Annotated in this window: 8 protein-coding genes and 2 pseudogenes; 7 read left to right on the top strand and 3 right to left on the bottom strand. The window is 73.9% G+C overall.

All coding sequences use genetic code 11. The features are described from left to right. The 4 genes and pseudogenes from EAO70_RS30520 to moeZ all read left to right on the top strand — a co-directional run. A pseudogene (locus tag EAO70_RS30520) lies at positions 1-795 on the top strand (hypothetical protein); the annotation flags it as partial. A gap of 132 nt (positions 796-927) precedes the next feature. Further along, positions 928-1899: an NAD-dependent epimerase/dehydratase family protein gene (locus EAO70_RS30525; RefSeq protein WP_148006068.1), complete on the top strand. Its 972-nt coding sequence runs from the start codon at positions 928-930 to the stop codon at positions 1897-1899. Further along, a complete protein-coding gene (locus EAO70_RS30530) occupies positions 1887-2630 on the top strand; it encodes a spherulation-specific family 4 protein (protein ID WP_148006069.1) in 744 nt (247 codons plus the stop codon). The genes EAO70_RS30525 and EAO70_RS30530 overlap by 13 nt, the downstream gene beginning before the upstream one ends. Before the next feature lie 63 nt (positions 2631-2693). Continuing rightward, positions 2694-3872, top strand: coding sequence for an adenylyltransferase/sulfurtransferase MoeZ (moeZ, locus tag EAO70_RS30535; protein WP_148006070.1), 1179 nt, complete (start codon positions 2694-2696; stop codon positions 3870-3872). Positions 3873-3930: 58 nt separating this feature from the next. On the opposite strand, the gene EAO70_RS30540 is transcribed toward moeZ, so the two are convergent. Both EAO70_RS30540 and EAO70_RS30545 read right to left on the bottom strand, forming a co-directional pair. After that, a complete protein-coding gene (locus EAO70_RS30540) occupies positions 3931-5526 on the bottom strand; it encodes an alpha/beta hydrolase (protein ID WP_148006071.1) in 1596 nt (531 codons plus the stop codon). Positions 5527-5630: 104 nt separating this feature from the next. After that, positions 5631-7166, bottom strand: coding sequence for an alpha/beta hydrolase (locus EAO70_RS30545; protein WP_410091587.1), 1536 nt, complete (start codon positions 7164-7166; stop codon positions 5631-5633). Between EAO70_RS30545 and EAO70_RS30550 the strand changes: the two genes are divergently transcribed. Further along, complete coding sequence (locus tag EAO70_RS30550; RefSeq protein WP_261993121.1) at positions 7081-7371, top strand: hypothetical protein; 291 nt, start codon at positions 7081-7083, stop codon at positions 7369-7371. The two genes, EAO70_RS30545 and EAO70_RS30550, sit on opposite strands and share 86 nt — an antisense overlap. 152 nt (positions 7372-7523) lie before the next feature. Here EAO70_RS30550 and EAO70_RS30555 read toward each other — a convergent pair whose 3' ends face one another. Further along, complete coding sequence (locus EAO70_RS30555; protein ID WP_148006073.1) at positions 7524-10175, bottom strand: lysylphosphatidylglycerol synthase transmembrane domain-containing protein; 2652 nt, start codon at positions 10173-10175, stop codon at positions 7524-7526. Positions 10176-10343: 168 nt separating this feature from the next. On the opposite strand from EAO70_RS30555, the gene EAO70_RS30560 reads away from it, so the two are divergent. Together EAO70_RS30560 and EAO70_RS30565 are read left to right on the top strand one after the other, a co-directional pair. Next, positions 10344-10709, top strand: a complete 366-nt coding sequence (locus EAO70_RS30560; protein WP_148006074.1) for an MGMT family protein — start codon at positions 10344-10346, stop codon at positions 10707-10709. Between the two features lie 290 nt (positions 10710-10999). Continuing rightward, positions 11000-12527, top strand: a pseudogene (locus EAO70_RS30565) (ATP-dependent helicase); the annotation flags it as partial.

Consider the following 12527-nt stretch of genomic DNA (forward strand, 5'->3'; position numbering starts at 1 on the left):
CCGCTGAGGGTCGGCGAGCGGAAGCTCACCGAGGGACTCGCGCTCACCGGCGTCGGACTCGCCACCACCCAAGGCCCCGTCCGCCTCGCCGTCGGCGTCACCGGAGCCCTGCTGCTCACCGCCGCGCTCCTCCTCGCCGTCCGGCGCGGACCCCTCCGCGCCCCCGCCGGCGGCGGCGTGCCCGCAGCCGGACTCTGGACCGGATGGCTCGCGGCCTACGCGGTCTGCGGCGACGGACTCCTCACCCAGGTGCTCAGCGGCGGCCCCGACGGCCCCTGGGACCTGGCCCCCGGACCCCTCCTCGCGCTCGCCCTCGCCGTCGCGCCCGCCGCCTGGTCCGCCCGGCTCTTCGCCGACCGGGCCCGCCGCCGGATCGGCGACAGCCGGGGCCTCGCCGACTTCGCCGCCGGCGTCCGCCCGCTGCTTCTCGGCACCGTCGCCCTCCCGCTCCTCGCCCTCGCCCTCCTCCTCGCGGTCACCGGGTTCAGCCCCGGCGCCCTCGCCCTCGGCGCGCTCCTGCTGCTCGCCCGCCTCCTCACCGTCCACGGCTTCCCCGAGACGGCCTCGGCCGCCCTCGCCGCCGCCAGTGCCGCCGAGGCGCTCGCCCTCACGAGCGTCCTCGCCGCCCGCGTCCCCGTCCCCGGCTTCGACGCGCTCGCCGCCCCCGTGCGCGCCGCCGTCGACACCTGGGGCCCCGGGGTCGTCCCCACCCTCGTCTGCGGCGCCGCCGCGCTCGGCCTGCTGGCCCACGCGACCGGCTCCCTCTCCCGGGCCTCGGCCCACGCCACCCCGTGAGACCCCCTTTCGCACCCGCGGAGCCGACGCCTCGGGCGCGACCCGTCACCCCTCTCATCACCCCGCAAGGAGACCGAAGACCATGACCCCGCAAGCCCAAGCAACGGCCGGTCGGCACGAAGGGGCCGCACGATGAGGGTGCTACTGCTCGGAGCCAACGGCTTCATCGGCCGCTTCGTCGCCGACCGGCTCCTCGCCGACCCGGCGGTCCACCTCACCGCGCTCGGCCGGGGCGACGACGCCGACGTCCGCTTCGACCTGGCCTCCGGCAGCCCGGGCGCGCTGACCCGGTTCCTCGACGCCGTCCACCCCGGGGTCGTCGTCAACTGCGCCGGAGCCACCCGGGGCGGGGCCCGCGACCTCACCCGGCACAACACCGTCGCCGTCGCCACCGTCTGCGAGGCCCTGCGCCGCAGCGGCTGCGGCGCCCGCCTCGTCCAGGTCGGCTGCGCCTCGGAGTACGGGCCCAGCCAGCCGGGCTCCTCCACCGCCGAGGACGCCGTACCCCGCCCCGGCGGCCCGTACGGCGTGTCGAAGCTCGCCGCGACCGAACTCGTCCTGGGCTCCGGCCTCGACGCCGTCGTCCTCCGCGTCTTCTCGCCGGTCGGCCCCGGCACCCCGGCCGGCTCCCCGCTCGGCCGGCTCGCCGAGGCCATGCGCCGGGCCATGCAGGCCGGCGACGGCGAGCTCAAGCTCAGCGGTCTCGGCGTACAGCGGGACTTCGTCGACGTCCGGGACGTGGCGCGGGCCGTGCACGCCGCCTCGCTCTCCGCCGCCCAGGGCGTCGTCAACATCGGCACCGGCCGCGCGGTCCGCCTCCGGGACGCCGCCGCCGTCCTCGCCAGGGTCGCCGGCTTCGCCGGCAACCTGCACGAGCTGGACGCCCCGCACGGCATGCCGCAGCGCCCGATGATCGGCGCCCCCCGCACCGAGGGGACCATCGCCGACCAGCTGGCCTCCACCCCCTACCCGTACCCCGACGGCTGCGGCCCCTGGCAGCAGGCCGACGTCCGGACCGCCCGCGACCGGCTCGGCTGGCGGCCCCGGATCAACCTGGAGGAGTCGCTCGCCGACATCTGGATGGAGGCGGCGTGTCGCATCTGACCGCGACCACCGGGGCCGTGAAGGAGGCCCTCGGGGTGGGCGTGCCCGGGTACGCCCACCCGCTCCTCGCCCCGGTCGAGTGGGGCGAACTGACCCGCCCGGGCACCCCGGTGCACTGGGCGGTGCTCAACGTCGCGGACGGTCCGGGCAGCCGCCCGGACCCGCACTGCCTGGAGGCGGCGGGCCGGCTCCGCAACGCCGGCGTCAGGGTCCTCGGACACCTCGACGCCGCCCACGGCTCCCGCCCGTTCGGCGAACTGGTCTCGGACGCGCACCGCTTCGTCGACTGGTACAAGGTCGACGGCTACTACCTGGACCGCTGCCCGGCGGACCGCGCGGACCTGGCAGGCGTGCGCCGGGTCACCGCGAGCCTGGAGGCGATCCTCGGCGGCGAGGCCCACCTCGTCCTCGGCCTCGGCACCCACCCCCACCCCGGCTACGCCGAGGCCGCCGACCAGCTCGTGACCTTCTCGGGCGGCTGGGCGGACTACCGCTGGTCGCAGGTGGCCGAGTGGACCGCCGAGTACACGGAGTCGAAGTTCGTCCACCTGGTGCACGGCGTACCCCGCACCCACCTGGAGGAGGCCCTGCGGATCGCCCGCTGGCAGGGGGCCGGGACGATCTTCTTCACCGACCGCCCGGGGGGTCCAGGACAAAGTGCGCCATTCCACTCGCTGCCCGGCTACTGGGACGAAATCGTCTCGCGGATCGGACCGGGTGTCTCGGAATGAGAAGAGGCGTGGCAGTGTTACGGGGAGAACAACCGTACTGACATACCGACAACCGGAGTCCCCGTGTCGCTGCCACCCCTGGTCGAGCCGGCTGCCGAGCTCACCGTAGACGAGGTCCGCAGGTACTCCCGCCACCTGATCATCCCGGACGTCGGGATGGACGGGCAGAAGCGGCTGAAGAACGCCAAGGTGCTGTGCGTCGGCGCCGGCGGGCTCGGCTCGCCGGCGCTGATGTACCTGGCCGCCGCCGGCGTGGGCACGCTCGGCATCGTGGAGTTCGACGAGGTCGACGAGTCGAACCTCCAGCGCCAGATCATCCACAGCCAGGCCGACATCGGTCGCTCCAAGGCCGCGTCGGCGCGTGACAGCGTGCTCGGCATCAACCCGTACGTGAACGTGATCCTCCACGAAGAGCGGCTCGAGGCCGAGAACGTGATGGACATCTTCAGCCAGTACGACCTGATCGTCGACGGCACCGACAACTTCGCCACCCGCTACCTGGTGAACGACGCCTGCGTGCTGCTGAACAAGCCGTACGTCTGGGGTTCGATCTACCGCTTCGACGGCCAGGCGTCGGTGTTCTGGTCCGAGTACGGCCCCTGCTACCGCTGCCTCTACCCGGAGCCCCCGCCGCCGGGCATGGTCCCGTCCTGCGCCGAGGGCGGCGTCCTGGGCGTGCTGTGCGCGTCCATCGGCTCCATCCAGGTCACCGAGGCCATCAAGGTCCTCGCGGGCGTGGGCGACCCGCTGGTCGGCCGCCTGATGATCTACGACGCCCTGGAGATGCAGTACCGCCAGGTGAAGGTCCGCAAGGACCCCGGCTGCGCGGTCTGCGGCGAGAACCCGACCGTCACCGAGCTCATCGACTACGAGGCCTTCTGCGGCGTCGTGTCGGAGGAGGCCCAGGAGGCGGCCCTCGGCTCGACGATCACTCCGAAGCAGCTCAAGGAGTGGATCGACGAGGGTGAGAACATCGACATCATCGACGTCCGCGAGCCGAACGAGTACGAGATCGTCTCGATCCCGGGCGCGCGCCTGATCCCGAAGAACGAGTTCCTGATGGGCACCGCCCTCCAGGACCTCCCCCAGGACAAGCGGATCGTCCTGCACTGCAAGACGGGTGTCCGCAGTGCGGAGGTCCTCGCGGTGCTGAAGTCCGCGGGCTTCTCCGACGCCGTGCACGTCGGCGGCGGCGTGATCGGCTGGGTCCACCAGATCGAGCCCGAGAAGCCGGTCTACTAGCCGGTTCGAGGAAGGGCCCGGATCCCCACGGGGGATCCGGGCCCTTCCCGCGTCCGGGTCACGCCGTGCCGCGCACCGTCCCGCCGGAGCAGGTCGTGCCGTACGCGGGGACCTTCCCGTCCAGCAGGTACCCGTCGATCGTCGAGGTCGCGCACGCCGACGTGCCGTACGCGCCGTGCCCCTCGCCCTCGTTGGTGACGAGGACGCCGACGCCCTCGCCGAGTTCCTTCGCCATCTTCTCCGCGCCCTCGTAGGGGGTCGCCGGGTCGCCCGTCGTGCCGACGACGAGGACCGGGGCGGAGCCCGGGGCACCGGCCTCCGGGGTCGCCCGCTCGCCCTTCACCGGCCACTCGGCGCACCAGCCGGCCGTGTCCCAGGCGAGGAACGCGCCGAACACCGGTGAGAGGCGCCGGAATTCGGGGAGCAGGGCCTTCGCCTCCGCCGCCGTCGGCCGGGAGCTGGAGTCGGCGCAGGAGATCGCCCGCTGCGCGTGCGACTGGGTGGCGTAGTGGCCGTCCGCGTCCCGGTCGTTGTAGTAGTCGGCGAGTTCGAGCAGGGCGCCGCCGCGGCCCTTCTCGGCGTCCGCGAGGGCCGACGTCAGGAGGGGCCAGTTGGCCTGCCCGTAGAGCGTCACCGCGATGCCGGTGAGCGCGAGTCCCTCGGTGAGCTTCCGCTCGCCGACCCTCAGCGGCGCGCGGTCGAGCTTCCGCAGCAGCCGGGCGATCCGCTGGGTCCCGTCCTCGGGGTCCTGGCCGGTGCTCTTCAGGTAGTTGCCCAGGGCCCGCTGGAAGCCGATCGTCTGGTGGCGGGCGTGCCCCACGCTGTCGGCGGTCGGGTCGACGACCGCGTCGAGGACGAGCCGGCCCACGTTCCGCGGGAAGAGGTGCGCGTACGTGCCGCCGAGCTGCGTGCCGTACGAGATGCCGAAGTAGTGCAGCTTCCGGTCCCCGAGGACCCGCCGGACCAGGTCGAGGTCGCGGGCCGTCGCGGTGGTCGTGGTGTGCGGGACGACGGTGCCGGAGCGGCGGGCGCAGCCGGCGCCGAAGGCGGCGTTGTCCGCGAGGAACGCGGCCTCCTCCGCGGCTGAGTCCGGGGTGAGGTCGACGGAGGCCTCGGCGGCGGCCTGCTCGGCGTCGGTGCGGCAGACCACGCCGGAGCTGCGGCCGACCCCGCGCGGGTCGAAGCCCACCAGGTCGTAGCGCGTGGCGAGCTTCGCGTAGTCCTTCTCCAGCCGCGGCAGGAGGTCGACGCCGGAGGCGCCGGGGCCGCCGAAGTTGAAGAGCAGCGAGCCGATGCGCTGGTCCGCCCGGTCGGCCTTCCGGCGGATCAGGGCGATCGGGAGCGTGGGGCCCTCGGGCTTCGCGTGGTCGAGCGGCACCTTCACGGTGGCGCAGCGCCACTGCCCGCCGGGCTTCTCCCCGCCGGCGGGAGCCGGGCAGGACGTCCAGTCCGGGCGCTGGCCGGTGAGGGAGGCGGGGAGCGGGGGAACGGCGGCGGTGGCGGAGGGCGTCGGGCCGGTCGCCGACGGCTCGTCGTCGGACGCGGTGGGCCTGGCGTCCGGCGCGGTGGGCCGCACGGTCGGCCCGCCGCCCGTGCAGCCCGCGACCAGCAGCCCGGTGACGGCCAGCGCCGCCACCCGTATGCGTATGGACATGTGTTCCCCCCAGGAGCCCGACAAGGCGGCCATCCTAGGGGGTGCCCCGCCGGGCGGCCGGGCCCGGCCGGGGCGCCGAACTCCCCGGCCGGGGAGCCCCGGCGCTACTTGCAGACGGTGCCGGAGGCGGGGACCTTGCCGTCCAGGAGGTAGCCGTCGACCGCCTTCTTCACGCACGCGTTGCCGCTGTTGTAGGCGCCGTGGCCCTCGCCCTCGTACGTCAGCTCGACCCCGACGCCGTCGCCGAGCGCCTTCACCATCGAGCGGGCGCCCTCGTAGGGGGTGGCCGGGTCGCCGGTGTTGCCGACGACCAGGATCGGGGCCGCTCCCGGGGCCGAGACGTCCGGGTGCTCCCAGCTCCCGGGGACCGGCCACTGCGAGCAGCTGGAGAGCCCCCAGCCCATGAAGTCGCCGAAGACGGGGGAGGCCTCGCGGAACTGGCCGAGCCGCTCCTTCGCCTGGCCGAGGGTGTAGCGCTGCTTGAAGTCGACGCAGTTGATGGCGGCGTTGGCGGCCTGGATGTTGCTGTACGAGCCGTTCTGGCCGCGCCCGTTCATCGAGTCGGACAGGGTGAGGAGCAGCGCCCCGTCGCCGCCCTCGGCGTCCGAGAGGCCCTGCTCCAGATAGGTCCAGAACTCCTTGGAGTAAAGGGCCTGCGCGATGCCGTTGGTGGCCTGCGTCTGGGTCAGCTTGCGGTCGCCGATGCCCGCGATCGGCTCCTTGTCGAGGGAGGCGAGGAGGTCCGTCACGAAGGTCTCGATCTCGGCGACGGTGGAGCCGGGCAGGGTGCACTCCTCGCCGCGGTCCACGCAGTCCCGGGCGAAGTTGTCCAGGGCGAGCTGGAAGCCCCTCGCCTGGCCGAGCGCGCCCTCCTCGACGCCCGCCTCCGGGTCGACGACGGCGTCGAAGAGGGCCCGCCCGACGTTCTTCGGGAAGAGGTGGGCGTACACGCCGCCGAGTTCGGTGCCGTACGAGATGCCGAAGTAGTGGAGCTTGTCGTCGCCGAGGACCTGGCGCATCAGGTCCATGTCCCGGGCTGCGTTCTCGGTGCCGACGTGGGGCAGGGCGGGCCCCGCGTCCCGCTCGCAGCCGGCCGCGTACTTCTTCTGCGCGTCGGAGAGCGTCCGCTCCTCGGCCTCGTCGTCGGGCGTGAAGTCGAGGGCGTAGTAGGCGTCCAGCTCCTTGTCGGTGAGGCATTCCACCGGGTCGCTGCGGCCCACTCCGCGCGGGTCGAAGGAGACGAGGTCGTAGCGTCCGCGCAGGGCCTCGTAGTCGTTGGCGAAGCCGGGCAGCGCGGTGACGCCGGAGCCGCCCGGCCCGCCGAAGTTGAAGACGAGCGATCCGATCCGCCGCTCCTGGTCGCGGGCCCGGGCCCGGATCAGCGCGAGCTCGATGGTCTCGCCCTCCGGCACCGACCAGTCCAGCGGGGTCTGGAGGAAGGAGCACTCCCAGACGGCGCCGCCGGGCAGCGGGGAGGGGGCCGGTCCGCCGCCCTCGGCCGCGGACGGCGCCGTCTGGGAGTGCTCCTTCCTCCAGACCCCGCTGGACTGGTCGGTGCCGGAGGGCGAGACCATCGAGCTCGCGCTGATCCGGGCCCGGGCCCGCGACCAGGAGCGGCGGATCGGATCGCTCGTCTTCAACTTCGGCGGGCCGGGCGGCTCCGGCGTCACCGCGCTGCCCGGCTTCGCCAACGACTACGAGGCCCTGCGCGGACGCTACGACCTCGTCTCCTTCGACCCGCGCGGAGTGTGCTCGGCCGGGGGCCGGGCCGTGGGACCCGGCGCGGCCCAGGGGGTGTCGTGCCGATCGGGCCGGGCTAGGCCGTCTCTTCCGGATCCTGCCTGACCCGCGCCGCCCGGCACCGCACCTCGCCGCGTTGTCGAGGTACCCGGGTACGTCCCGTACCCGGGTACCTCTCCGCCTTGCGATGCACGGCACCGGGCGACGCGGGCTCGACCGGCAAGATCCGAAAGAGACGGCCTAGTCGGCAGGACCCTCTAGAGCGCCTCGCGCTTCGTCAGCCAGTTGAAGCAGAGCCAGCCCGGGAGGACCGGGATCCACAGGGTCAGCATGCGGTAGAGCAGCACGGCCGGGGTCGCGACCTCGGCGGGCAGGCCGACCGCCACCAGACCCAGGGTGAGCGCGGTCTCGACGGCTCCGACGCCGCCCGGGGTCGGCGCGGCCGACCCGAGGGCGTTGCCCGCGAGGAAGACGACGGCCACGCTCGCGTAGCTGATCGACACGCCTTCGTGGTCGAAGGCCTGGATCGAGGCGTGCAGGCACAGCACGAAGGTGAGGGTGAGCAGCAGCATCCCGCCGATGCCGGTGACCAGCTTCATCGGCCGCTGGAGCACGTCCAGCATGCGCGGCACCACACCGGCGAACAGCGAGCGCAGCCGCGTCGAGACGAACTTCCGCATGAACGGGATCGCCGTCACGACGAGCACGAGCACCGCGACCGTGAGGAGGCCGGCGATGACCGTCCTCGACGGGGTGAAGGACTGCGAGCGTTCCGTTCCCGTGAGGTAGCCGAAGGCGAGCAGGAGCAGGATGTGCGCCCCGAGCCCGAAGAGCTGGGAGGCGCCGACGCTCGCGACCGCGAGTCCCGGGCGCACGCCCGCGCGCTGGAGGAAGCGGGTGTTCAGGGCGACGCCGCCGACCGCCGCCGGGGCGACGATCTTCACGAACGAGCCGGCGACCTGGGCCACCACCGTCCGCCAGAACCCGACCCGCTCCGGCACGAAGCCGAGCAGGCTCATCGCCGCCGCCACATAGCTGAAGGCGGAGAACAGCACCGCGGCCGCGACCCAGCGCCAGTCCGCCTCGCTGACCGTCGACAGCGGCGTCCGGGAGATCTGCGAGAGCAGGAAGTACGCGGCGACCGCGCCCGCGATCAGACTGACCAGGGTCCGCGGCTTGATCCGCTCCAGACGGACCGGCTCCGCCGGCGCCAGCGGGCGGATGAGCAGCACCTGCTGCCGGATCTGGGCGAGCAGATCCTCCTCGCGGGCCTCGTCGAGCGCCGTGTCCAGGGCCCGCTTCTCGGCCTTCTTGTCCGCCTTCTTCTCGGCCTTGGTCTCGGCTCGCGCGGACGTCGGGCCGGCGGCCGCCTCCGCGGCCTCCGCCTTCGCCAGCTCACGCTCGTGCTTGGCCGCCTCCGAGGCGGCGAGCACGGCCTCGCGCTCGCGTGCCGACCGCTCCCGGGCCTGTCTCCGCAGCGTCGCGCGCGTGGAGCGGCTCAGCGCGATCGGCTGGAGCAGCGGCAGACAGTCGGCGACGGCGTCCGGGCCGAGCACCTCGACCGCCGCGGCGACCACGCGCTCGGCACCGACCCGCAGGCCGAGCGTGGTGAGCAGTTGGGCGATGTCCATCCGCAGGATCAGGTCGCCGGCCGCGATCTCGCCGCCGCGGAGGTCGGTGAGGATCACCCTGCCGGAACGATCCACCAGAATCGCGTCGCCCGTGAGCCGGCGGTGCGCGATCCGGCGCGACTGGAGGGCCCGTACCTGCCGCCAGGCGCTGCGGACCAGGTCGTCGGTGATGTCGTCGTCGTCGAGCGAGTCGAGGCTGCGGCCGCCCGTGTGCTCGTAGACGAGCATCACGGCGTCCGGGCCGAGCTCGGAGGTGGCGATCAGTTTCGGCGCGTTGGCCCCGGCGGCGATCGCCGCGTACGCGAGCAGCGCCTCCTGCTCCAGGGCCTGGCGCAGCGAGACAATCGACCGGCGGGTGGTGATCGTCCGCAGGGTGATCCGGCGCCACGCGCGGTAGAAGAAGCCGTGGGCCTGCTGTTCGCGGTCGACGACGGTGACGTCGAGCGGCGGCCCGTCCTCCAGGGTCACGATGTACCGGCGGCCCCGGTCCCCGCTGTCCGAGGAGTCGGGCACGCCCTCGGCGCGCAGCGCCGTGACCGGGCGGAAGCCGACGCGTCTCAGGCCGGCGAGGAGGGTCTGGCCGGTGGGCCGGACGTTCGGCGAGCCGACCGCGTAGAGCGTGCCGTACGCGACCGTCCAGCCGATCAGGACGGTGAGGATGATCGAGAGGGCGGTGGTGTAGCCGGCCACCAGCATGGTGAACGCGTCGAGCAGCAGCACCACCCAGAGCGACACCCGCCAGCGCGGCCTGCGCGCCATGCCGACGGCGGTCATGTAGGCGATCACCGGCGCCAGGTAGTTGTGCACCGGGTCGGTGAGGCCGCCGCCGGAGGCCGGCTGGGTCAGCGCGTCCTGGATGGTCCCGGGCGCGGCCTGGGCGACCCAGAGGTCGGTGGCGAGGGTGAGGCCGTGCGCGAGGACGGCGGCGAGGACGCCGTCCGCGATGCGCAGCCCGTCCCGTTTGATCAGGCGCTCGATGGCGAAGGCGACGGGGACGAGCAGGACGGCGATGGAGGAGACCAGGCCGGCGATCTTGACGAAGACGTCGGGGGCGCCGACGGCACCCTTGTTGATGTCCTCCTCGAGGCCCGAGGTCGTCGCGTGGGCGAACGCGGCGACGGCGATCACGAGGCCGATGGCGAGCACACCCGCGAGCAGCCGCATCAGGTCCGAGGGTCGGTGCACGCGTGCGGCGAGCAGCGGCTCGTCGCCGGAGACCCGCTCGGGCACGTCGGCCTGGCCCCCCTCGGGGGGCTGGGTGTCCGGGGCCATCACCATGTCCGTCTCTGCATGCGCGTCGGGTCGTTCTCGGTCTCGCTGCTGTTCGTCTGTTTGTTCTTGTACTTGTCGCTCTTGATCTCGTATCACCAGTCACCGCCCGGACGATGGTGGCACGAAGAGCCGCCGCGCGGAGGCATCAGGGCCATGTCGGTGGGGTGAGGCAGGATGGGGCGGATGAGCAAGGAGGTACTCGTGGGGGAGCCCGGAGAACTGCCCGCGTACGCGGAACGGGTGCTCGACGTCGCCGACGGCATCCCGCCCGGCCGGGTGATGACCTACGGCGACGTCGCCGAATGGCTGGGGGAGGGCGGGCCCCGCCAGGTCGGCCGGGTCATGGCACTGTACGGCGGGACGGCCCCCTGGTGGCGGGTGGTCCGCGCGGACGGGACGCTGCTTCCCGGGCACGAGCTGAGGGCCCTCGACCACTACCGCGAGGAGGGCACACCGCTGCGCGAGCGGGGCCCGGCGGCCGAGGGGCACCTGCCGAGGATCGACATGCGGCGGGCGCGCTGGGACGGAACTCACACCTGAGGGCGCCGACCGGGGACGCACGCGCGGGACGGCGTGCGCGGCGGGCCGGACCGCCGGGAAGGCACCGTGCACGGCGGGCCGGACAGGGCGGACGGCACCGAGGGCGGCGGCCCGGAGCGGACGGAAGCGGTACGGAACGGGACGCGGAGTACGGCTCGGCGGCGGGCCGTTTCGCGTAACGTCGACGTTCGCGTCCCCCGGGACGGCGCCGGAGCGACGAGCCCGGCGGCCGGCCGCGGCGGACCGCCGCCTCACCCGCACCACCACTCCCACCAGGACCGGCGACCCACGTGAGCACCTCCTCGACCACCCGGCGCACGGCGCCGAACCAGGGACAGCCGTACCCGGGTCCGGGACGGCAGCGGAACCCGGGCGCGTACCGACTGGTGCGTACCACGCCGGCCCCGATGGACTCCCCTCAGCTGGACGCAACCCAGCGCGAAGTGGTTGACCACGCCGGCGGACCTCTTCTCGTCCTCGCCGGACCCGGCACCGGCAAGACCACGACCCTGGTCGAGTCCGTCGCCACCCGCATGGAGAACGGCGCCGACCCCGAGCGGATCCTCGTCCTCACCTTCAGCCGCAAGGCCGCCGTCGAACTCCGCGACCGCATGGCCGCCCGGCTCGGCGGCCGCCGGCCGCCGCAGGCCACCACCTTCCACTCCTACTGCTACGCCCTGATCCGCGCCCACCAGGACGCCGACCTGTTCGCCGAACCGCTGCGGCTGCTCTCCGGACCGGAGCAGGACCTCGCCGTACGGGAGCTGCTCGCCGGCCACATCGACCTGGGGAAGCAGGGGCTCGGCAGCATCCGCTGGCCCGACGAGCTGCGCGCCTGCCTCACCACCCGCGGCTTCGCCGACGAGGTGCGCGCCGTCCTCGCCCGCTCCCGCGAGCTGGGCCTCGGACCCGACGCCCTCGCGCACTTCGCCGAGCGGGTCGGCCGGCCCGACTGGAAGGCCGCGGCGGGCTTCCTCGCCGAGTACCTCGACGTCCTCGACCTCCAGGGCGTCCTCGACTACACGGAGCTCGTCCACCGGGCCGTCCTCCTCGCCGAGGAGATCAGCCTGCCCGCGTACGACGCGATCTACGTCGACGAGTACCAGGACACCGACCCGGCCCAGGTCCGGCTGCTGCGGGCGCTCGCCGGCGGCGGCCGCACGGTCGTCGCCTTCGGCGACCCCGACCAGTCCATCTACGCCTTCCGCGGCGCCGACGTGAACGGCATCCTCGACTTCCCCGCCTCCTTCGGCGGCGCCGACGTCCGGGTGCTGCGCACCGCGCGCCGCTCCGGCGAACGGCTGCTCGCGGCCACCCGGCTGCTCGCCCAGCGGATGCCGATGCCCCGGCTCCCCGCCGACAAGGTCCGCGCCCACCGGGACCTCACGGCGGCGCGGGCCGGGGGCGGCGCCGAGGCGTACACCTACCCGACGGCCTCGGCGGAGGCCGAGAACATCGCGGACCTGCTGCGCCGGGCCCACCTGGAGGACGGCGTCCCCTGGCAGCACATGGCCGTCCTCACCCGCGCCGCGGCCCACCTCCCGTCCCTGCGCCGCGCGCTCACCTCGGCGGGCGTCCCGGTGGAGACGGACGCGGCCGACACCCCCCTGAGACACGAACCGGCGGTGTCCTGGTACTCGTCGACGTAGATCGCGTCGTACGCGGGCAGGCTGATCTCCTCGGCGAGGAGGACGGCCCGGTGGACGAGCTCCGTGTAGTCGAGGACGCCCTGGAGGTCGAGGACGTCGAGGTACTCGGCGAGGAAGCCCGCCGCGGCCTTCCAGTCGGGCCGGCCGACCCGCTCGGCGAAGTGCGCGA

Source organism: Streptomyces sp. adm13(2018) (assembly GCF_008042145.1).
Taxonomy (GTDB): domain Bacteria; phylum Actinomycetota; class Actinomycetes; order Streptomycetales; family Streptomycetaceae; genus Streptomyces.

What these genes read in the sequence shown, in the direction of transcription:
- EAO70_RS30525 (WP_148006068.1), top strand. Translation starts at nt 928, where the DNA reads ATGAGGGTGCTACTGCTCGGAGCCAACGGCTTCATCGGCCGCTTCGTC.
- EAO70_RS30555 (WP_148006073.1), bottom strand. Translation starts at nt 10,175, where the DNA reads ATGGTGATGGCCCCGGACACCCAGCCCCCCGAGGGGGGCCAGGCCGAC.
- EAO70_RS30560 (WP_148006074.1), top strand. Translation starts at nt 10,344, where the DNA reads ATGGGGCGGATGAGCAAGGAGGTACTCGTGGGGGAGCCCGGAGAACTG.
- EAO70_RS30540 (WP_148006071.1), bottom strand. Translation starts at nt 5,526, where the DNA reads ATGTCCATACGCATACGGGTGGCGGCGCTGGCCGTCACCGGGCTGCTG.